This window comes from Gardnerella vaginalis, from assembly GCF_001563665.1.
Lineage (GTDB): Bacteria > Actinomycetota > Actinomycetes > Actinomycetales > Bifidobacteriaceae > Bifidobacterium > Bifidobacterium vaginale_A.
Genome location: NZ_KQ961850.1, coordinates 61,075 through 82,679, shown reverse-complemented (window position 1 = coordinate 82,679; position 21,605 = coordinate 61,075). Strand labels below are relative to the sequence as shown.

The 21,605-nt window shown below is 37.2% G+C and carries 17 protein-coding genes and 1 tRNA gene; 12 read left to right on the top strand and 6 right to left on the bottom strand.

Going from position 1 to position 21,605, the window contains the following annotated elements:
• Nucleotides 1–517: 517 nt before the first annotated feature.
• The 5 genes from gap (at nucleotide 518) to HMPREF3230_RS00640 (ending at nucleotide 5,457) form a co-directional block, all read left to right on the top strand.
• Entirely contained in the window at nucleotides 518–1,573 is a 1,056-nt protein-coding gene (gap, locus tag HMPREF3230_RS00655; protein WP_075523066.1) for a type I glyceraldehyde-3-phosphate dehydrogenase, read from the top strand.
• A gap of 281 nt (nucleotides 1,574–1,854) precedes the next feature.
• On the top strand, nucleotides 1,855–2,355 hold the full coding sequence (ybaK, locus tag HMPREF3230_RS00650; RefSeq protein WP_075523065.1) for a Cys-tRNA(Pro) deacylase: 501 nt from the start codon (nucleotides 1,855–1,857) through the stop codon (nucleotides 2,353–2,355).
• A gap of 93 nt (nucleotides 2,356–2,448) precedes the next feature.
• A complete protein-coding gene (locus tag HMPREF3230_RS06695) occupies nucleotides 2,449–2,523 on the top strand; it encodes a 50S ribosomal protein bL37 (protein WP_369803150.1) in 75 nt (24 codons plus the stop codon).
• Between the two features lie 110 nt (nucleotides 2,524–2,633).
• Nucleotides 2,634–3,413 (top strand): exonuclease domain-containing protein, encoded by a 780-nt coding sequence (locus tag HMPREF3230_RS00645; RefSeq protein WP_075523064.1) that lies wholly within the window; start codon nucleotides 2,634–2,636, stop codon nucleotides 3,411–3,413.
• Nucleotides 3,414–3,591: 178 nt separating this feature from the next.
• Complete coding sequence (locus HMPREF3230_RS00640) at nucleotides 3,592–5,457, top strand: UDP-N-acetylmuramoyl-L-alanyl-D-glutamate--2,6-diaminopimelate ligase (RefSeq protein WP_419471017.1); 1,866 nt, start codon at nucleotides 3,592–3,594, stop codon at nucleotides 5,455–5,457.
• Nucleotides 5,458–5,609: 152 nt separating this feature from the next.
• Here the strand turns inward: HMPREF3230_RS00640 and HMPREF3230_RS00635 are convergent, their stop codons facing one another.
• Nucleotides 5,610–7,082 carry a bifunctional folylpolyglutamate synthase/dihydrofolate synthase gene (locus HMPREF3230_RS00635; RefSeq protein WP_075523113.1) on the bottom strand — a complete coding sequence of 491 codons (1,473 nt, stop codon included), beginning with the start codon at nucleotides 7,080–7,082 and terminating at the stop codon, nucleotides 5,610–5,612.
• Nucleotides 7,083–7,592: 510 nt separating this feature from the next.
• Here HMPREF3230_RS00635 and HMPREF3230_RS00630 point away from each other — a divergent pair.
• Together HMPREF3230_RS00630 and HMPREF3230_RS00625 are read left to right on the top strand one after the other, a co-directional pair.
• Nucleotides 7,593–9,179 carry an aminopeptidase P family protein gene (locus HMPREF3230_RS00630; protein ID WP_075523062.1) on the top strand — a complete coding sequence of 529 codons (1,587 nt, stop codon included), beginning with the start codon at nucleotides 7,593–7,595 and terminating at the stop codon, nucleotides 9,177–9,179.
• 148 nt (nucleotides 9,180–9,327) lie between these two features.
• Nucleotides 9,328–10,224, top strand: a complete 897-nt coding sequence (locus tag HMPREF3230_RS00625; RefSeq protein ID WP_075523061.1) for a carbohydrate kinase family protein — start codon at nucleotides 9,328–9,330, stop codon at nucleotides 10,222–10,224.
• Between the two features lie 220 nt (nucleotides 10,225–10,444).
• On the opposite strand, the gene HMPREF3230_RS00620 is transcribed toward HMPREF3230_RS00625, so the two are convergent.
• From HMPREF3230_RS00620 to nrdD, 4 genes are all read right to left on the bottom strand, one after another.
• Nucleotides 10,445–10,518: transfer RNA gene (locus HMPREF3230_RS00620), tRNA-Ile, on the bottom strand.
• Nucleotides 10,519–10,612: 94 nt separating this feature from the next.
• Entirely contained in the window at nucleotides 10,613–11,245 is a 633-nt protein-coding gene (locus tag HMPREF3230_RS00615; protein ID WP_419471016.1) for an ECF transporter S component, read from the bottom strand.
• Nucleotides 11,246–11,658: 413 nt separating this feature from the next.
• The gene (gene nrdG, locus HMPREF3230_RS00610; protein WP_082266205.1) at nucleotides 11,659–12,366 is read right to left on the bottom strand and encodes an anaerobic ribonucleoside-triphosphate reductase activating protein; all 708 of its coding nucleotides are present in this window, start codon (nucleotides 12,364–12,366) and stop codon (nucleotides 11,659–11,661) included.
• 250 nt (nucleotides 12,367–12,616) lie between these two features.
• On the bottom strand, nucleotides 12,617–15,049 hold the full coding sequence (gene nrdD, locus HMPREF3230_RS00605; protein ID WP_075523059.1) for an anaerobic ribonucleoside-triphosphate reductase: 2,433 nt from the start codon (nucleotides 15,047–15,049) through the stop codon (nucleotides 12,617–12,619).
• A gap of 404 nt (nucleotides 15,050–15,453) precedes the next feature.
• Between nrdD and HMPREF3230_RS00600 the strand changes: the two genes are divergently transcribed.
• Together HMPREF3230_RS00600 and HMPREF3230_RS00595 are read left to right on the top strand one after the other, a co-directional pair.
• Nucleotides 15,454–15,876: a DUF3052 domain-containing protein gene (locus HMPREF3230_RS00600; RefSeq protein ID WP_082266204.1), complete on the top strand. Its 423-nt coding sequence runs from the start codon at nucleotides 15,454–15,456 to the stop codon at nucleotides 15,874–15,876.
• A gap of 375 nt (nucleotides 15,877–16,251) precedes the next feature.
• Entirely contained in the window at nucleotides 16,252–17,400 is a 1,149-nt protein-coding gene (locus HMPREF3230_RS00595) for a 4-hydroxybutyrate dehydrogenase (RefSeq protein ID WP_075523057.1), read from the top strand.
• 145 nt (nucleotides 17,401–17,545) lie between these two features.
• On the opposite strand, the gene HMPREF3230_RS00590 is transcribed toward HMPREF3230_RS00595, so the two are convergent.
• Nucleotides 17,546–18,694, bottom strand: coding sequence for a hypothetical protein (locus tag HMPREF3230_RS00590; protein WP_075523056.1), 1,149 nt, complete (start codon nucleotides 18,692–18,694; stop codon nucleotides 17,546–17,548).
• 161 nt (nucleotides 18,695–18,855) lie between these two features.
• On the opposite strand from HMPREF3230_RS00590, the gene miaA reads away from it, so the two are divergent.
• The 3 genes from miaA to HMPREF3230_RS00575 all read left to right on the top strand — a co-directional run bounded on the left by miaA (nucleotide 18,856) and on the right by HMPREF3230_RS00575 (nucleotide 21,516).
• Complete coding sequence (gene miaA, locus HMPREF3230_RS00585; protein WP_075523055.1) at nucleotides 18,856–19,851, top strand: tRNA (adenosine(37)-N6)-dimethylallyltransferase MiaA; 996 nt, start codon at nucleotides 18,856–18,858, stop codon at nucleotides 19,849–19,851.
• A gap of 126 nt (nucleotides 19,852–19,977) precedes the next feature.
• Nucleotides 19,978–20,670: a GTP pyrophosphokinase gene (locus HMPREF3230_RS00580; protein WP_369803148.1), complete on the top strand. Its 693-nt coding sequence runs from the start codon at nucleotides 19,978–19,980 to the stop codon at nucleotides 20,668–20,670.
• 102 nt (nucleotides 20,671–20,772) lie between these two features.
• The gene (locus HMPREF3230_RS00575; protein WP_075523053.1) at nucleotides 20,773–21,516 is read left to right on the top strand and encodes a Bax inhibitor-1/YccA family protein; all 744 of its coding nucleotides are present in this window, start codon (nucleotides 20,773–20,775) and stop codon (nucleotides 21,514–21,516) included.
• Nucleotides 21,517–21,605: the final 89 nt, after the last annotated feature.

Genomic DNA, 21,605 nt, shown 5'->3' with positions numbered 1-21,605 from the left:
CTATCTGAAGAACTATCTGAAGAACAAATAGCGGTTTGTACACGTATATGAGATATAGAAATAATCTAAACTGATTATGCGTATAAGTTACTAGTATAATCAGTGAACTTGTATTGAGAATTGTATTGAGAATTACATTGAAACTTGCATTGAACTTCTAGTGAACTTGTAATTATATGCTAAAAGTTTCAAAAAATCAGTATAAAATACATACCAAGAATTGTTCTAAAAGTTGCAAATAAAGAATTGTTATGAAAAATTGCAAATAAACAAAAACTACACAAAAATTATCATAAATTTATAATGAAACTTTCATAAAACACATCATGTGAACGCTAACTATTCACATGCTTATATGTGCCAATAATAACGTCATTCATTAGCATTTCTAGTACATACCGCACATTAGAATGAACACGTTAGTTCAATATAACGAAGGCCTACAGCGCGTCTTGTAATCAACGAGAAAAACTCGCACAAGGCGTGGCAATAAAGGTCTTACTCAAGGGAGAACCACATGACAGTCAAGATTGGTATTAACGGCTTTGGTCGTATCGGTCGTTTAGCATTCCGCCGTATTTTTGAGCTTCAAGCTCGTGGCGGTCAGGCTGGTGACATCGAAGTCGCAGCCATCAATGATTTGACCACTCCTTCAATGCTTGCCTACTTGTTGAAGTACGACAGCACTCACGGCACTTTCCGCCATGATGATGGCACTCCAGTTGAAGTAACATCAACTGAAGATGCAATCGTAGTTGACGGCAAGACTTACAAGGTTTATGCAGAAAAAGATGCAAATAACATTCCATGGGTTAAGAACGATGGAGTTGAGTTTGTACTCGAGTGCACAGGCTTCTACACTTCTGCAGAGAAGTCTCAAGCTCATTTGAATGCTGGAGCTAAGAAGGTACTCATCTCCGCTCCTGCTAAAGATGACACCACTCCAACAGTTGTGTTCGGCGTTAACCACGAAATCTTGAAGCCAACCGACAACATTGTGTCTGCAGGCTCTTGCACCACTAACTCCATGGCTGCAATGGTTAAGTTATTGCAAGATAACTGGGGCATTAAGTCTGGATTCATGACAACAATCCACGCATACACCGGAACTCAAATGATTCTCGATGGACCACGCGGAAGCAAGCCACGCAACAATCGTTCTGCAGCTTGCAATACTATTGAGCACTCCACTGGCGCTGCTAAAGCAATCGGCAAGGTTGTTCCAGAAGTAAACGGAAAGCTCCAAGGTCACGCTCAGCGCATTCAAGTTCCAGATGGATCTGTTACAGAGTTGACAACCGTTCTTGAAAAGCCAGCTACTACTGAAGAGATCAACGAAGCATTCAAGAAGGCTTTTGAGAACTGCGAGTACTTCGGATACAATGCCGACAATATCGTGTCTTCCGATATCATCGGAGATACACACGGTGGCGTGTTCGATCCAACTCAAACTGACGTAAACACTGTTGATGGAGTGACTTTGGCTCGTACAGTTACCTTCTACGATAACGAATACGGCTTCACTGCTAACATGATTCGTACACTTCTCTACTTTGCTGAAATTTCCGAGTGAAATTTTAAAAATTGAATTCGTAAAGTAAAAGTAAACGAATATATTAAGCTAAAAGCAAACCCCTTGCGGTGATTCATCGCAAGGGGTTTTCATAAGTGTTAATTACAAAAATAGGGTTATTCCCCAAAATATTTAAATAGTTAGGTTATAAACCAAATAATTATTACTACGCATCGCTAAATTAAACAGTAAAATACAAATAATTACTAAACAAATAATTACTGAAAAATAAGTATTAAGTATTGAACTAGTAAAAAATTCACACAAATATTGGATATAAAATGAGCAAGAAACATGAGCAAACATCGAAATCAACTCCAGCAATAGCACAATTAGAAAAAGCAGGAGTCACATTCAGAGTAGTCGAATATGAACACGATTCAGATCACATGGAAGACGGATATGGATTAGAAGCAGCTGAAAAACTTGGAGTAAACGCAGAACAAGTGTGCAAAACTCTAATGGTAGACACAGGCGAAAAACGCGTGATAGGAATTGTGCCAGTAAATGGGCGATTAAGTATGAAATCGATTGCGAGCGCAGTTCACGCTAAGAAAGCAAGTATGACTAGTCCAGAAGTAGCTCAACGAGAAAGCGGATATGTAGTTGGAGGAATTTCTCCATTTGGGCAGAGAACTCATCACGAAACAGTTCTAGATAGTAGCGTTATGAAATTTGACGAAATACTTGTTTCAGGCGGAAAGCGTGGACTTGATGTAGTTCTTAATCCTAAAGATATTGTTAGCATTTTAAACGCGACTGTTGCAGACATAGCAGCCTAATCGAAAAATCTTGTAAAAACAAATCATCGCTAAACGTCTTGCCAACGTGCGATAATCCCTAAGGTTATGCTTTTAATCGTTAAGGAGTTTATTATGGGCATGCGTGGACGTAAGCGCAAAGCGCGTCGTAAAAAAGCAGCAAATCACGGCAAAAGACCAAATGCTTAAGCTGTAATTCGCTTACAAATACTTCAAAGCTCACGTTTTACGTGAGCTTTTTTGTTATAACAAAATCGTGTTATCGCGCGCCATAAACATATTGCTGTAATATTGTTACTATGCCAACTAATATTCAAGAACTTTTAAATGCTTTAAACTCATCTAATGAGCAAGATGAGAATACTTTGCTTTCAAAATCATGGCTTCTTGGCTTTGATACTGAAACTACAGGAGCGATTATTGGTAAAGATGCCATTGTTTCCGCTACACTTGTTTTAAGAAATCCTGAAGCAGGGCATAGTGCAGATATTGTGTCTACTTGGCTTATTAACCCACATCAGCCTATGAATCCTAAAGCTAGTGAAGTAAATGGTTTTAGCGATCAATATCTTCAAGCTCACGGCGGCGAGCCTGTTCAAGAGTTAGAATTACTAGCAAAAGCTGTGAGTATTGCGCAATCAAAAAATATTCCATTGCTTGCATATAATGCTCCGTTTGATATTGCAATGTTGCGTAGTGATTTAAAACGCTGGGATCTTGAATCTTTGAATAATCGAGCAACTTGCAATATAAGCTCTCTTAGCGAAAACGACATATTAACTGTTGATCCTCTTGTTATCGATCGCGCACTTTCTCAACGTTCTGGAAAGCGAACTCTTACTCTTGCTTCGCAATTTTATGGAGTTGAACCTATTGGAGATTTTCATGATGCTACAGCAGACACAGTTGCAGCTCTTGATTTAATTGCTCCAATGAGCGCATTGTATGATCAAGTACGCAATATGACTTTAGTGAACATGATGGATTGGCAGCGAGAAGCTTATTGCAAATGGAAAGATAGCTTTAATAGATGGCTTGAATCTCGAAGTAGAGAGCCAATTCGCGGAGAATGGTTATAAGAATCCTAGAATCCTAATTTTAAAGCAAATATTATAAGTTATAAGCAATTTTAAAAAATCATTATTGCATACGATTCACACATCGATATGAATAAAAGGGAATAAAGTGAGTAACTGTAGTAAATTATCCTTAAAAGCAGCAAGCGAACTGCTGCAAAAACATGGTTTATTGCGAGAGATGATTCAACACAAAGAACCAAAAACAGATTGTACTATTAAGCATTGCGAAAATAACGAGGATTCCACTCATTCTAAAAATGAGATATGGTCATTAAATCCGTATTATTTTGATAATATTGACGCGGATTCTTGCTTTACTCACGCAACTTATGACTCACGCGATATTAAGAATGGAACACTTTTATTTATTAAAGGCAATTTTAAATCGGAATATCTTGTAGATGCAGATTCTAAAGGTCTTGTATCGTATGTTGCTGAGAAAAGTTACGCAAATTACACTAACTCAGTTGGCTTAATTGTCAACGATGTTCGTAAAGCAATGAGCGTGCTTTCGGCAGCGTTCTTTGGAAATCCTGAAGAAAAACTTACTGTAGTTGGAATTACAGGAACTAAAGGAAAAACAACTACTGCATACTTTACTCATGCAATTCTTAACGAATATTCTCATGGAAAAGCTGCACTATTTTCTTCTGTAGACAATTGTTTAGATGGTAAAACATATGTTGAATCAGATTTGACTACTCCAGAAAGTTTTGACGCTTTCAAAATGATGCGTGAAGCTGTAGATAACGGTATGCAGTACTTAGTGATGGAAGTTTCCTCTCAAGCATACAAAGTGGATCGCGTCTACGGATTGCACTTTAACGTTGGAGCATTCTTAAACATTAGTCCAGATCATATAAGTCCAATAGAGCATCCAACTTTCGAAGATTACTTGTATTGCAAACGTCAGCTTATTGCAAATTCTAAATGCTTAGTACTTAACGCTGATGCAGATCATGCGGATCTTTTATTACAAGATGCAAAAAATCATAATGTGAATGTAACAACTTTTGCTCGAATTAAGAAGAACGAAATAGTAGAAGACGTGTGGGATGACGAGTACGAGGAAAACAACGATAACTCTAAGAATTCTAGCGAGAAAAACGAGGAAGCAGAAAGCTTAGAAAACTCTTGCAAAAACGATAACAATAATTTCGACAATACTAAAGATACTAAAAATATTAAAGAAAATTCTTCATCATTATGCGACATTGAGCATTACAGTGAGCTTATTACTCCTGATTACATTGCAATACCTGAAGAAAATAGTGAAAAACATTACATTGCTATAAAAGATAATCAAGAAGAAGATTACGATAGCAATCACGCTGACAATTGCGAAATCACTAGCAAAGACAGCAATGACAGCACAGACACAACATACTACTGCCCTATTGACGATTTTACGTTATCAATTGCAGGAGATTTTAATTACGAAAATGCGCTAGCTGCAATTGCTATTGCAGGAGAATTAGGAATTAACCAAGAAACAGATTTGAGTGCATTAAAAGCAATCGAAGGTATCAAAATACCTGGAAGAATGGAATATTTCAAAGACTCTCAATCAAACACTATATCAATAGTAGATTATGCACATAATTATATTTCTATGAAAGCATTACTTGATTTTGTAGAAAATAAATACGGGAAAGATAATCCTCGCATTACGCTTGTAACAGGATCTGCTGGAAATAAAGCCTACGACCGCAGAAAAGAGATTGTTGAAGCAGCGCAAGATAGAATTGACCAATTCGTTTTCACTATTGAAGATACTGATACTGAAGACGCGATGGATATTTGCAAAGACATGCGAAAATATATAACAAATCAAAATGTAAAATCGCACATAATTGTAGATAGACCTGATGCAGTTGAATACAGTATTTACGATGCACGAAAATGTTCGAACCAAAACGATAATCAACTAAACATAATCCTAATAATAGGAAAAGGCGACGAGCGATGGATTAAACACCAAAATAAGCATGTTCCTTATGAAGGTGATTCTTTCATTGTAAAACGGCTTTTTGAAGTTAAATAATTAAATAATAAAATAATAAAATAATTAGTAACTCGCTAGTCACAATAAGTAGAAAAACATAAAAATCTGGGTTATTCCCCAAAAATCTTAACGCTAGCAAATTGATAAAAATTAGGGTTCAAACATTTAATTGTCTGAACCCTAATTAAATATCATGACTCTAGATTAGACCCAGATTCATCTATATTAGGATGAATTGCTCGTTCAGCTTTTGTCTTTAACAAATCTGGATTTATATGCTCTACAAGCATAGTACGAGCATCACCTGCTGTAGCAAAGCTTCCGCAAATAAGAACTCCCAAGCCATACCCAACACCAAGTTCATCGCTTTCATCAACTAAATTAACTGCAGTTTGAATAGCATCAGGAAGCTCATCTTCGCGAATCACACGATCATTACCGAATACTTTTATAGCAATCTTTTCTAATTCTTTAGGAGGCATAACACGATCGCGCCAGGAATTGCTAGTCACAACAATCTTAGACAATATTGGTTCTAGTACGCCTAAGTACTCCTCAACCTGCTTATCTGCCATCATTGCAACAATTCCAACAAGCTTATCAAAATGATAGTTTTCTTCAATCGTAGCTCTCAAAGTTTCAGCAGCATTCACGTTATGACCACCATCAATAATGATTGTTGGCGAATTACGAACCTGCTCAATTCGTCCTGGAATTTTAACCTGACTTAAAGCTTCAGCAACTAAATCACCTTCAAGAGCACCATTAACAGGGAGCACAACTTCAGATGCAGCAAGAGCTGCCAAAGCATTATGAGCTTGATGCTTTCCAAATTTATCAATCGGAACATCCTCATAAGTGCCATTAGGCGTACGTAAAGTAGCAATTTGACCACCAACAGCAGGAGTGCGCGAAACTACTTCAAGCTCCCCTTGACCATAAGAAGCATCCCTTAGCAAAGTTGCGTTATTTTTAGCTGCAACTTCTTGAATAATCGGAAGAACTTTAGATTCATGAGGTTGAGGACCTAAAATAACTGTGCAATTAGGCTTTATAATTCCAGCTTTAGTACGCGCAATCTCTTCAACAGTATTTCCTAACCATTGCATGTGATCCATATCAACAGGGCCAATAATTGCAGCATCTGCATTCATAACATTCGTTGCATCCCATTCTCCGCCCATGCCAACTTCCATAACAGCAACGTCAACAGGAGCATCTGCAAAAGCCCAAATAGCCATAGATGTTAGAACTTCGAAGAAACTCATACGCGGCTTTCCGGCGGATTCCATTCGCGCATCTACTATGTCTATGATGTCTTTCATCTGATCGAACACATCAACAAATTGATCATCACTCAGCTCTTGACCGTCAATCACTATTCGTTCGTTTATTCGTTGCAAATGAGGAGAAGTATATAATCCAGTACGCAACCCGTAAGCTCTGCAAATCGACTCTGCCATACGAGCAGTAGAGCCTTTACCGTTAGTTCCTGTAATATGAATAACTCTCATAGACTGTTCTGGATGACCTAAAATATCTAAAATAAGCTTCATACGATCAAGATCAAGATTCGTTTTATTATGCTCTGGAGCTCTGCTCATAATATTACGTTCAACATCTATAAGACGTTCATTATAGCGATTTGGATTTTCTATAGACAAAATCTCCCCCATATTTAGTAAACACAATCACTCATTTTCCATGTAACTAGATTAGTTGATACCAACAACTAAAAGAATAAAAAATTCAGCATTATGAATAAGATTACAAAACGAAGATTCTTACCAAGATTATTTACAAAATATACTTTACTATCAGTTAAGAAAAGATTTAAAAGTTTTCACACATTTATTTTCCTGTGAGCGCATAGACACTATTTAGGCATAGATTTAAGATTTTCGCCCTGAATTAGATTTTTAGTTCCACTTTCATCGCGCACGTTGAAAACAGCTCAGTAGCATAAATATGAGAATTCTATAAATCTATACTCACCTATATTTGTAAATTACATATAAAATCTTTGAAAATAATCTAAGTTAAGTCGAAAAAAGTCATAAATCATACTATGTTAGTAATTATTGACTTTTCTTAATAAGAACAACGAAACAAAAATTCAAATCTTAATAATCTAAAGATCAAAAAATAATAAAACAAGATTCAAGGAGCAAGAAATGGCTGAGAACAAGCCAACTGAACATGGTGAGAAATTAAATGATGACGGAACACAGAAAGTCGAAGACAGAGTGAACAATCGTTCTCTTCGCCCAAATAGCGATTCCTTCAAAGATTTTATGACAAGTTGCTGGGACAATCAGGAACAAGAAATAAAGCCACTTGAATCTTCAAAATATACAATTGCACGCCGTGAATCACTAGGTAAAAGGTTTATTGGCGAGCGTCTTGTTATTCCAGCAGGACAGCACAAAGTACGCAACAACGATTGCGATTACGCATTCCGCCCAGACACAACTTTTGCATACTACACTGGCTTAGGTCAAGATTATGAGGCTGGAGCAGTACTCGTAATGGAGCCAGTTAAAAAAGGTAGCGAAGAAGAAAAATCTGGAAAAACACATACATGCCAACTTTTCGTTGCACCTCGCGCAGACAACAGCACTTCTGCATTCTATAAGGATCCTCATTACGGAGAATATTGGGTTGGTCCTCGCGCAGGTTTGAAAGAACTTAAAGCGATGACTGGAATTGAAACTAGAGATATTGCTGAACTAGATGACGCTCTTTCTAAAAATATGAGTGCAAAAGAAAACGTGAAAGTACGTATTATTCGCGAAGCTGATGAAAACTTAACATCACACGTTGATGCACTACGTGCCGCAAGCGGTTTTACAAATGAAGATGAAAATATTTCTTCTGACGATAAACTACATGAAGTTGCAGCAGAAGCTCGAATGCTTAAAGATGAGTATGAGATTCGTGAAATGCGTAAGGCAATTGCAGCTACAAAACTTGGCTTTGATAGAATGCTCACACGCTTACCTAATGCACTTGATAAAGAAAATTCTGAGCGCATGATTGAAGGCGCATTTAACTCTGTAGCGCGAGAATGTGGAAACGAAGTCGGATATGACACAATCGTTGCTTCAGGTAAGCATGCTCCAATCTTACATTGGATGCGAAATACAGGAGTTGTTTCTAACGGCGAACTTCTCTTAATTGACGCTGGAGTTGAAGTAAACAGCCTTTACACTGCTGATATAACACGCACTTTCCCAACTAATGGTAAATTCTCTGACTTGCAAAAAAAGCTTTACCAATGTGTGCTTGACGCTCAACAAGCCGGTTTTGAAGCAGCTAAGCCAGGAGCAACTTATTCAAGTATTCACCATGCATGCATGCGCGTATTAGCTGAGCACTTGCATGACTGGGGTATTTTGAAAGTTAGCGTAGAAGAATCTCTTTCTCCTGAAGGACAGCAACATCGCCGTTGGCATGCATGCGGAGTAGCGCATCATTTAGGATTAGATGTGCACGATTGCGCTCAAGCTCGCTACGAAGCTTACCAAGGCGCTCCATTAACTCCTGGAATGATCTTCACTATTGAGCCAGGATTATACTTCGCAGCAAACGATTTGATGCTTCCTGAAGAAATGAGAGGAATCGGAATTCGTATTGAAGATGACGTTTTGATGACTGAAAACGGACCAGAATGGCTTTCAATAGATATTCCTAAGCAAATTGATGATGTTGAAGCTTGGATGGCTGAGCAAAGTGCTAAAAATGATATATTCAAAAAATAGAAGTTTTGTTTTATCGCACGTATACACCATAATTATAATGTTATGACAATTTACAAATCTGTTTATAACATTTGCGCATCATAAAATTCAAAAATGCGCATTAACAACTATAAGAACTATAAAAATTAGCGTATTTGAAAGGAAATCTATGTCTAAGCCAATTGTCATTTCACTTGGAGAGCTACTTTGGGACTTACTCCCCCAAGGGAAACGAGTTGGCGGAGCGCCTGCGAACTTTGCTTATCATGCTCAAGCAAATGGAGCTGAAAGTTATGTTATTAGCGCAGTTGGAGAAGACGACCTCGGCAACGAACTTATTGAAGAAGTTAAAAAAGCCGGAATTAAGAACATCATACAAAAAAATGCTTGGCCAACTAGCACAGTAAACGTAGCACTTAGAAATGGCATACCTGAATACACAATAGTTAGAAATGTTGCATGGGATCACATTGTTTACACTAATGAATTAGTTGAATTAGTATCGAAAGCAGATGCTATATGCTTTGGAACACTTGGATTAAGATCTCAAGAAACACACGACACTGTGTTAGAACTTCTAAAACATGCTAAACCAGAAGCAATGAAGTTCTTTGACATTAACATTCGTAGTGACCACTATTCAAAAGATTTGATTGAAGCGCTCCTTAAAGAAGCTACTGTATTTAAACTAAATGACTCAGAACTTCTTTTGCTAAGAGATATGTTCAATATTCGTGAAACTTCAGATAATGAAGCTTGCAAGTGGTTCCAAACGCGCTACGGATTAGATTATGTTATTTTGACAGGTGGATCTACATTCAGCACTATTACAACAAAAACAGGTGAGAATTCAACATTCCCAACACCTCACGTTGATGTAAACGATACTGTTGGAGCAGGCGATTCATTCTCCGGTACTTTTACGGCAAGAATATTATTGGGCGACTCTGTTGAGCAAGCTCATCGCAATGCAATAAACACTGCAGCTTATGTATGCACTCAAGCTGGAGCGTGGCCAAAGTATCCTGAAAATATAACAGACTACCTTTCTGAATCAGGTTTGTAAAAATTTACGATTAAAAAAACAAGTGTGAATGCTCGCGAATCATGATGTTCACGAGCATTTGCATAAAGTGGCATAGATTCGCGAAAATGTTAAAAATAAAAAATAGCGAATAAAATAAATAAGATAAAAAAACAAGTGCTATAAGAAAAAAAAAATAAAAAATAAAAAGCTTCAACTTGCAAGATATCAATCAAACGAGTTGAAGCTTTACTTTTATTTGTGGGGCCTCAGGGGCTTGAACCCTGGACCGGCGGATTATGAGTCCGCTGCTCTAACCGACTGAGCTAAAGCCCCACGCTGATAAACTCAGCAACGACTAGATTAGCACACACCCATAAACGTTTCCAAATCTCAGTGAGTCGAAAATGTTAAAAGTGGCAGTGTTAAATCATATTTCAGTAACACTATAACGAGAAGATGCAAAATTATCTAAAGCACCAGTCTTACGTATAGCAAGATACAAAACCCAAGGAAGAACACCAGCAATCACAAAACCGCTAATAATCTCACAAATCATGTGAACAGTATAATAATTAGATCCTCGACCTTGATAAAAAACAAATATTAAATAAATACCATATTCAATAGAAGTTAAAACACCAGACGAAATACTCAAAGTAATGTTATATTTGCGATATTTAGTAAGCAAGAAAGGAATCTCGCTAAAAATCGCTTGCAAAGCTGCAGAAAGAAGAACAATAAAAGATGAATATTGCTGTCCAAGAATATTCTCGAACATAGTTCCAATAACATTCACATAAATTGCAGCGCCAGGCTTACGAATTAAAATAAGAGCAAGGGGTCCAGACATATACCAAACACCATGCAAAATACTTGCAAAACCAGGGACAATACTTCGCAAGATAGGCGAAATCTGAGAGAAGAACAACATAGTAAATCCCCAATAGACCACACCAAAAACAGCAGCTAAAGCAGAAGCTAATGCTATATCTGCTACGCGCCAACGTAATTTATTAACTTTAATCATTGAAGGAAGCTCAAATTTATTGGCATTATCCATTGATTTACTTGCATCAACTGTTGATTTACTTACATCTTTCCTTAACTTATTTTCATCATTTGTGATATTCGAATTAGATGTTTCATTATTAAAAGTATGAGTCATAAAAGCTCCTTCAACTTTACGCTGCGTATTGTAATTTCTAATGGATGTTCCCTGACCTACACAGCCTGGGCGAAAACACCAAAGGCTACTGTATCATCTAAAACGTGCATATTTATCAACTTCAATAAAACAATCTGTTATTTTTATAACATTTATAAAATTTATATATAAGAGAAAAATCGTATGAAAGCATAGAGCAATTTAGCGTTCACAAAAGCTACACTGCTATTATTATCCGCAAAAGCTACATTGCTAGTTGAATATACGTATTATTTTATTTAATACTACTATGACGCGTTTTAATACTATTATGACGCATCACCTTCACCTTTAGCTCGATCTTTACCGTAAATAGATGGGATAAAACGCTCTTGATCATGTAATTTTTCCCAAATAACAGGCGGATCATGTGGATTTTTTAACGATTTAGGCACATCTATAATCCTCTGATTACTAGATCCGCGGAATTGTAATAACGAATCGTGCAAATCCTTCATATATCGACCGTCAACAAGAATATCTACATATTGCAAAAGCTCAAGCTTATCTGAAGTTTCGCCTTTGCGCATAAGCTCTTCCCAAGTGTAACCAGTCCAACTCCAAATATCCTTCGTATGACCAAATTCGTTTCGAATACGCTTACATAAAGGAATCAATATACCAGTATTAAGTAGAGGCTCTCCGCCAAGAAGAGTTAATCCTTGTACATAAGGCTCAGCTAAATCCGACATAATTTGATCTTCAAGCTTTTGAGTATAAGGATGACCTGCACGAAAATCCCAAATAGACTCGTTATAGCACTCAACACAATGAAATGGGCATCCAGAAACATAAAGCGAACAGCGAATACCTTCTCCATCTGTCATAAGAAAGCGCTTATAATCAGCCACCATCCCCTTACTCATTCGTTCACTTGACCACTGACCTGCGCGAGGATTATTAGAAAGAGATGTAGGAATCCATGGCCCACGATTTGCGTCCGTAGGCGCAAAATCATGCAAGCTGATGCGAGCCATGACATACCTCCATATAAATTACTAAATAAACTCCAAATAAATCATAAAATAAAATCCAGCCGTCAAAAAATGTAATTACAAAACGCAACGTACATTTTCTAACGGCTAGATTATCACCAAACAACAAACACAAGAAACACGATTACTTTTGTAAACTTGAGCTACAAACTTGAGCTACAAACTTGAGCTACAAACTTGAGCTACGCATTTCGCGAACTCAAATTACGCATTTCGCGAACTTTCTATTTACTTACTTGGTTTCCTCATACCACTCACGAGATTCGCCATTATCCAGAGTCACATGACCAGTTTCACCAGACATATGCTTTACTCTGTGCGCGATTTCCTCGTGACGTCCGTGAACCATTGGGCGTTGAACAGGATTGCCCAAGTATCCGCAAGTACGCTTAGTCACATTGCACTTATCAGGATCACTATTGCCACACTCAGGGCAACGGAAACCTTCCTTAGTTGGCTCAAAATCGCCCTGGAATCCGCAAACAAAGCAATGGTCGATTGGAGTATTCGTACCCAAATAACCAATACCAATCTTATAAGCATAATCCCAAACAGCCTCCAAAGCTTTAGGATTTGCCTGCAAGCATGGGAATTCACAGTAGTTAATGAATCCACCAGAAGCAAGATACGGGAAATCAACTTCATAGCGAAGCTTTTCCATAGGAGTTGGTTGCAACCAAACAGGATAATGGAAAGAATTAGTGTAGAAATCGTGATCTGTTACGCCTTCAATGCGACCGAACTTTTGACGATCCATACGGTTAAAGCGGTCAGTCAAGGACTCAGCAGGAGTCGAATAAACAGAATAATGGTAACCTTCAGCTTTAGACCACTGTTGGCATAGCTGATTCATACGGCGAACCAAGGAAAGCGCAAATTGCTTGCCATCCTCATTCCAACTGTGATCTTGCATCCAATCCTTGCCATAGAACACAGAAGTAGCTTCATACAATCCTATGTATCCTAAAGAAACCGTAGCGCGTTCGTTGCGGAACAGCTGATCAACACTCTCGTTAGCTTCCAAACGACCAAAAGCACCATATCGGAACAATGTTGGAGCGTTCACTGGAGTTGCCTGTTTACAACGCATAATACGGAATCTCAATGCTTGGTGAGCAACTTCCATTCGCTCATTAAAAAGCTTCCAGAACCTGTTTACATCTCCATGAGATTCAAGAGCAATACGAGGAACATTGACTGTCACAACGCCAAGATTCATACGTCCATCTTCAACATCCTTACCAGTTTTTGGATCAATCCAACCCTGAAGGAATGAACGGCAACCCATAGGCGCTTTGAATGAGCCAGTAATTTTAACAATATTCTCATAGAACACAACATCTGGATACATGCGCTTTGTAGAGCACTCAAGAGCAAGTTGCTTCAAATCGTAATTAGGGTCTTGAGGGTCTGCATTTACACCATGCTTAATAGTAAACACAAGTTTAGGGAAGATTGCAGTGTGACGATCTTTACCCAAGCCACGAATGCGATTTAGCAATATAGCACGCTGGATTTCACGAGCAAACCAAGAAGTACCTAAGCCAAAACCAACAGTTACAAACGGAGTCTGACCGTTAGAAACACGGTTAGAATTGATTTGATATTCCATAGTTTGCATAGCGTCATAAATAGCTTTGCGCGTCATAATCTTCGCGTAAATTTCACGAATCTGATCAAGCTCACTCAAATTATCGTCAAATGGCGTGTCAGCTGGAAGAGGATCTCTATCTGAACAATGAAGATTCTTTGGCTCTTGCGCTTTCAAACCATCAATCATATCTTTAGCGACTTGAATTGGAGTTGAATCAGGAATCATTGCTTTTGCCATAGCAAGATTCTTGTCATAATCGCACTTTGCATAACGCTCAAGCATTTCGTCAGTGCGATTAACAGTCTGACCACCGTATTGCGCACCAGCAATATCTTTAATAATCTGAGTAACTTGAGTAGCAGCTGTACCAATTGACTTCGGACTATCCATCATAGCGTTGCCAAGAGCGAATCCCTTAGCTAACATGTCACCAAAATCTGGAAGTGAGCAATTACTCATGCAAGTAAATGGCGAATAATCAGCATCATGGAAGTGGATATCGCCTTTCATATGAGCATTAGAAACAGCATGAGGAAGCATAGAGAATGCAGATGCCTTAGAAACAGCTCCAGCAAGAAGATCTCTTTGAGTTGCATAAACATTTGAATCTTTATTTGCGTTCTCACGAACCAAAGATTCATCACGATTCACAAGGCGATTAACAGCTTCATTGATATCCGTAGCTTTAGCACGATCAATATCTCGATTCAGTCGATAGCTTGTATAGCAACGAGCGACCTCATACAAATGATTTTCAATAAGACTGTGCTCAACCAAAGTCTGAATGTCTTCAATTTTTGCTGGACCATTATAACGATCTTGAATCTCAGCTTCAATATGATCCGTAATATCTCGAATCATCTGCTCTTCTTGAGGACCAACTTCTTTGCCTAAGTCCTTAAAAGCAGCTTTAATCGCCATAATTATGTTCATTGGATCAAAATCAACCACACGACCATCGCGCTTCTCAACAAGTACACGAGATTTCTGCGAATCACTAGAAGAATCATTTCCTTCTGCGATAACTTCATCTTTTGATGTCGATTCCAAAGTCGTTTCGTAGACCTGCATTGTACAGACCTTTCTTGATTTCTCAGTTTTAATTTAACTTCTACGATTCTGCCGTAAAATAAATGCCAAAATCAAACAAAAATCATGCTTAATCTTGAGCAACTCGATTAACTATAACCCGAACCATATCCAATATCTAGTGTTAAAGTAAAGAATCCTCACAATATATAGTGATTTATGCAATATCCTTTATTTTTCAAGCGTGTCTTAAGCGTGTTGTACGAAATCACTCTAAATTAAACTGTAAAAATTACTATTTTTCGTTAAAATATTTATTATTTTTATCACTAAAATCACCAATATACGAATTCATAACTGAAGTAAATTTATCTACAAAAAGAAGAAAATTCGAATACACGCCGTAAATTTAGCGCACTTCGCGACGATTTGATATATTGAGTGACGTGGAACAGACAGCTTTTCAACATGCAGAAGAATTTGGATTCCAATCCGGAGATGTCATACAACAATGGCTATGGGATGACGATGTCGATGATGCCATTTGTACAAATATTGAACAACTTACTGGCGTAGAACTTGTAGATGAAGATTATGATTCTGCAGTAGATGGCGTAATCATTTGGTGGCGTGATGGCGATGACGAAGATGAGCTTGCTGACACAATCATGGATGCCACTAACATGCTAAGTGATGACGCTCCAATGTGGGTTCTCATTCCTAAGCCAGGACGTCCAGGCGCTCCAAGTTCAAGCACTGTTCAATCTGCAGCAAAAACAGCTGGAATGAATGCAGCAACTCCCCTGACTGTAAGTGCAGACTGGAATGGAATTCGCTTACGCGCTTTCGGCAAAGGTCAAAGCAAGTAACTCAGAAAAACCGCACACGTGCCTTGCGCATACTTCTATGTGCGCTTTAGCGCCTGAATGCAACTTTTACGCCTACATTTAGCTTGTTAAGCTCATACATTCAGCTTGTCAAGTTCATGCGTGCAACTTACTAAGCGCATACACGCAACTTCACAAGTATTTGCAATTCCCTTTAGAGCGCACTTTACGTGCAAGTCATAAATATCCGCACACTTTAGAGTATACTTACAATGCACTTAGCTACACGCGCTTAATAAACTTACATGCTGATATTAAAAACCACGTGCTTGGAATGTAAGCACGTTTTACAATAAAGTAGTTATTTGGTTTCAATTCAGCCATATAATACAACTAGATTAAACAAAGGAGTCTAGGATGAAACAGCTATCAATTAAGCCAACTATTCACAAATTCGACAATGCTCTAGATTTTGCAAAAGAGTTTAATCTTAAAGAAGGCGACTTAGTTATAACTAACAAATACATTTGGGAGCCATATTTTGGCAATTTAAATCTTGATTGCGAAGTGATTTTCCAAGAGAATTACGGAAAAGGCGAACCAAGCGATGCAATGGTTGACGCGATTGTGAGCGATATTCACACTCCTGCAAAACGCGTGATTGGAATTGGCGGCGGCACAGTTTTAGATATTTCTAAAGTTTGCGCACTAAAACATACTAGCCCACTTGAAGATTTAGTTGACGGAAAGATTCCTGTACAAAAAGGAGCAGATCTTATTCTTGTTCCAACTACTTGCGGAACTGGCTCAGAAGTTACGAACGTTGCAGTGTTCTCGCTTACTAAGCGCAATACCAAGAAGGGTTTAGCAAACGATGCTTGCTACGCTAGTGACGCAATTCTTATTCCAGAATTATTGAAAAGCCTTCCAGACTACGTTTTTGCAACAAGCTCTATTGACGCTCTTACACACTCAATTGAGTCTGCACTTTCTCCAATTGCAACTGATCTTACGAAAATGTTTAGCTATAAGGCTTGTGGTCTTATTTTGCAAAGCTATATGAAAGTTGTGAACGCCGGAGATAACGCGAAAAAACAAGTTGTAGACGATTTGCTTTCAGCAAGTCTTTACGCTGGCATCGCTTTTGGTAATGCTGGATGCGGCTGCGTTCACGCTATGGCTTATCCTCTTGGAGGTACTTTCCACGTTGCTCACGGCGAAACAAATGCATCTCTTCTTACAAGCGTTTTACGCTATTATGCTAAACACGATTGTGAAAATAACGAAAAAAACAAAGACAGCGAAAAGAACAACACTGAACTTTCTAAACTTTTCGAATTTATGTCTAACATTCTTGAATGCTCTAAAGATGATGTTCTAGATAAGCTTGATGAAGTGCTTAACACAATTCTTCCTAAGCATAAGCTCCACGAGTATGGCATGAAAAAAGATATGATTCAAAGCTGGTCTAAAAGTGTTGTTAAAGAACAGCAACGCCTTTTGAAAAACTCATATATGCCGATGAGTGAAAGTGCTATTGAAGAAGTTTATACATCTACTTTCTAAAACCGCACACTCACACCAACCACTCGCTTTAGAAAAATTAAGTAATAAACTAATGAACGCAAGCAATATTTAAAAAAACAACTAATAGACATCACAAATTATATACATTGCAAAGTCTATTAGTTGTTTTTGGAAGAGCTAAAAATTATTCAATAACTTTTAGCTCTTCCAACCGTGGCTCACCTAAAGGCAAGCTAGTATCAGAAGGGAAGAATCCGTCATTTACTCTAAAGCTTACATAAACTTTTTTTCCAATATATTTTTTCATAGCTCGTTCTGCTTCACTATCTTTTTCTAATGCAAACATACTTGCATCTTTAGGTTTAGGAGTATTACCCATATCTCCGCTATGATTTAAGAGAATGCTTGATTTATTATCAAAAATAAGCAGCATAAAGTTTTCACGACTGTGATCATAACCGGGATTAGGATCTGGCATATTCTGCATTTTAAGAACCTGATCATATGAAAGAACTCTCACAGTTCCGAAAACAACTTGTCGCCCACTCGCTTTTTCGTCCTCGATCTTCTTAGCTAAAGATTTAACATTCTTAGATTTTTTATTCTCTTTCTTAGAATTCTTATTCTTCGATTCAAATTTTCCACTTTTTCTACTTATAGACTTCTTATAAGTATTATCTTCAGTTTTAGCTAAATCATCGAGAATTTTAGTGTTATTTACACTAACAAAATTGATTTGTTTTACTTTATCTTTAGGAGAATCAGTAATTATCCCTGACCAATATTTCTCTTTTTCAACAGGATTACTATTCGCAATATTCATAGTAACTTTATAAATTTCAGCTTCACCTGTTCCGCCAGACAATTCAGTGTATCTTAGCGCATTAGTATTTACATATTGTTCTACAAAAACTCTAATTCCATTTGAAACATACATACCCTCATGAATTAAGTCATCTGAAGAAACAACATCACTGTAGTCTTTATTTACAGTAAAAAGCTTCAAAGGATACATGTAATTAGCATCTTTTCGAAGAATAAGATCTGGAACATCTCTATTACTCATATTGACCAATGCATAAGAATACTTAGTTTCTTTAGGATTATTATCAGAATCCTCAGTTCCTTCAGGATCAAAATTATATTTACTAGCATTTGCTAAAACTTTTTTATACAATGCAGCAGTTTTTGCATTATGAACGCATACTTTTTCTATCGATCCAGATTTTTTACTACTCTGCTTACTGTTTGAACATCCAGAAAACAGAGGTATAACTATTATTAACGTAAATAATAAAATCAAAAATTTTTTCAATTTCAACATATTTAACATAACTATTGCCATCCTAAATTATTAAAATAATTTTGAGCATACGGAATACGTAGTTTAATACAAACTAATAATATTTTTTGCACATATCACGTCAGTTTTTATATAATTCAACAAGTGTAGCTACATTATTGAAAATTAAGCGTAACAGGAGTCTAACGAATATGTGTCTATCTTATGAAAAAGATAATTCATTAAAAGTTATTTCAATCGTTGGCCCAACTGCTTCAGGCAAAACATCTTTAGGCATTTTGATAGCTAAACGTTTAGCTAAAAATGGAGTTAAAGCTGAGATTATTAACGCAGATGCTTATCAAATGTATAAATATATGGATATTGGTACAGCTAAAGCAAGCGCAAAAGAACAAGCTGAAGTTCCACATCACTTAATTGATATTATTGATCCAGAAGAAACTATGAGCGTTGCTCGCTTTCAAACTTTAGCTAGAAATTGTATTCATGAACTTCAAGATCGTGAAATACGACCAATTTTAGTTGGCGGAAGTGGATTATACGCACGCGCCGCAGTTGACGATATTACTTTCCCTGGAACAGATCCTGAAATTAGAAAAGCTTTAGAAGAGCGTGAGCGGAAAGTTGGAGGTCTAGCTTTATTTGAAGAATTAAAAGAAAAAGATCCAGTTGCTGCATCTAAAATGGACGCACGTAATCCACGGCGTACTATTCGCGCTCTTGAAGTTATTGAGCTAACAGGTAAACCATATTCCGCAAGTCTTCCGCGCTATAAGTATGTGATTGATTGCGTACAAATTGGATTAGATTTGAAACGTGAAGATTTAGACAAACGAATTGATATTAGAACTCAAATAATGCGAGAAAAAGGTTTTGTAGATGAAGTTCTTAAAATTCGGAATCGATTAGGCGTTACTGCTTCTAGAGCTCTTGGATATCAGCAAATTATCAATTATTTAGATGGATTATGTAGCGAAGACGATGCTTTCGCAGATATTGCACAAAAAACTAAACGACTTGCACGTAAACAAATGGGCTGGTTTGGACGCGATGCTCGCATTCATTGGCTGGATGCTTTAAGACCAGATCTTACAGATGCTGCTATGTCAATTATTCATGATGCAGATTCAACTAATTATTTAAATACTAACGTCACTCAACATCATCTTGGCGATACATTTAAGTAAAGATTAGCAAAGATTAGCAAAGATTAGCAAAGATTCTCAGGCAATTTCAAAGCTTTATGTGTATGATATAAAGACGTGATACTTGATCGTCATAACCGCGTAAATTCCGCAGAGCTTTATGCACGTCTGCGAAGCACCGATGCAAAGGTAGCAGAAGGTGACTATATATCAGAATTGCCTAATGATCAGATAGATGACTTCGTAAACATGATGCAAGTTTATGAAGGAGCTATGTATGAAATCAGCACAAAGCTTGAAATTCTAGATAGCGAATTCCAAGTTCGCTTCTCACACGATCCTATTCATCACATGGAACGCCGTCTAAAATCTGTGCATTCTATTTTTGAAAAACTTCATAGACGTAATCTAGATATTTCTACTCATGCTATACGCGATAACCTTTTTGACGTTGCTGGAATACGAGTTATATGCAACTATCGCGATGATGTTTATGCTGTAGCTCAATATCTTTCTGAGCAAACAGATATTCAAGTTCTACAAGTAAAGGATTATATTAAAAATCCTAAGCCTAATGGATATAGGAGCTTGCACGTGATTTACGCAGTTCCAGTATTCCTTTCTTCCGGCGCTCATTACACGCCTGTAGAAGTCCAATTCCGCACTATCGCAATGGATTATTGGGCTAGCTTGGAACACGCTTTGCGTTATAAAGCTGATTTACCAGATAGTAAGCTTGCAGAACATTCACAAACATTGCTTGATTGCGCTTGCAATTTGCAAAAAATTGAAGCTTTAATGCAAGGAATCCACCGCGATATTAACGGTACTCCTCGCGTAGAAAATGCACCTCATTCATAACTCATAAGTTCTAATAATGTAAAAATGCAACTATACTATAGTTAATTCAACTGTGATACTGTTTACTTTTACATACATAAGTTTCGAATAGTAAGGAGAGATATGACATATTACAATCAACAGTCATATGGAAACTCACAACCTGTTATTGACACTAATGCTGTTTACGCATATGAAAAAGCAAAACACACGTCAATAACTAAAGTCTATGGCGAAATGACAATTGGCTTGCTAGTAACTGCGCTTGTTGCAATGTATACACAAACAACTCACGCATTCTATTACTTTATTCAAAGTACTGGAATGTTTGGTTGGATTGGCATTGTACTTGTTCAAATCATATTGTCGACTGTTTTAGGCATACGCATCTTCAAGATGAGAGTTGGAGTCGCGCGCGCTATATTCTATATTTACGCTGCAATTACAGGATTTACTTTAGGAGTGATTTTCGATATTTTCACCACAGCTTCTATAGCTTTAGTGTTTTGTCTTACAGCAGGATTCTTCCTGTGCTTAACAATGCTTGCACTTACTACTAAAGTCAACATGCTTAAAGCTGGACCAATTCTTATGGTTGGCGTGATAGTACTCGTTATCTCACAACTAGCACTATCATTCTTTGCTCCATCAGATAACTTAATTAAGATAGTTGCTGCTATTGGAATATTACTTTTTGCTGGTCTTACAGCTTATGACGCTCAAAAAACGCGTGCTTTGTTTGAGCAATATGAAAATGAGCCTGAAGCTATAAAAAGATTGTCTATTTTATGCGCTTTGCAACTTTACTTAGACTTCATAAATATGTTTGTTTATCTTCTTCAATTACTTGGAGATAGACGAGAATAGTAAATAAATATTATATATTTACAAATCATAAAATTGATTGACTAAGCAATAGCTAAAAAACAATTGATAATTAAATAAAACAAACTAAT

Excerpts from the sequence above, each read along its gene's own strand:
- nrdG (WP_082266205.1), bottom strand. The coding sequence starts at position 12,366 with ATGGCTCGCATCAGCTTGCATGATTTTGCGCCTACGGACGCAAATCGT.
- HMPREF3230_RS00595 (WP_075523057.1), top strand. The coding sequence starts at position 16,252 with ATGAAACAGCTATCAATTAAGCCAACTATTCACAAATTCGACAATGCT.
- HMPREF3230_RS00615 (WP_419471016.1), bottom strand. The coding sequence starts at position 11,245 with ATGGATAATGCCAATAAATTTGAGCTTCCTTCAATGATTAAAGTTAAT.
- HMPREF3230_RS00590 (WP_075523056.1), bottom strand. The coding sequence starts at position 18,694 with ATGTTAAATATGTTGAAATTGAAAAAATTTTTGATTTTATTATTTACG.
- HMPREF3230_RS00645 (WP_075523064.1), top strand. The coding sequence starts at position 2,634 with ATGCCAACTAATATTCAAGAACTTTTAAATGCTTTAAACTCATCTAAT.
- HMPREF3230_RS00630 (WP_075523062.1), top strand. The coding sequence starts at position 7,593 with ATGGCTGAGAACAAGCCAACTGAACATGGTGAGAAATTAAATGATGAC.
- nrdD (WP_075523059.1), bottom strand. The coding sequence starts at position 15,049 with ATGCAGGTCTACGAAACGACTTTGGAATCGACATCAAAAGATGAAGTT.
- HMPREF3230_RS00575 (WP_075523053.1), top strand. The coding sequence starts at position 20,773 with ATGACATATTACAATCAACAGTCATATGGAAACTCACAACCTGTTATT.
- gap (WP_075523066.1), top strand. The coding sequence starts at position 518 with ATGACAGTCAAGATTGGTATTAACGGCTTTGGTCGTATCGGTCGTTTA.
- HMPREF3230_RS00640 (WP_419471017.1), top strand. The coding sequence starts at position 3,592 with ATGATTCAACACAAAGAACCAAAAACAGATTGTACTATTAAGCATTGC.
- HMPREF3230_RS00625 (WP_075523061.1), top strand. The coding sequence starts at position 9,328 with ATGTCTAAGCCAATTGTCATTTCACTTGGAGAGCTACTTTGGGACTTA.
- miaA (WP_075523055.1), top strand. The coding sequence starts at position 18,856 with ATGTGTCTATCTTATGAAAAAGATAATTCATTAAAAGTTATTTCAATC.
- ybaK (WP_075523065.1), top strand. The coding sequence starts at position 1,855 with ATGAGCAAGAAACATGAGCAAACATCGAAATCAACTCCAGCAATAGCA.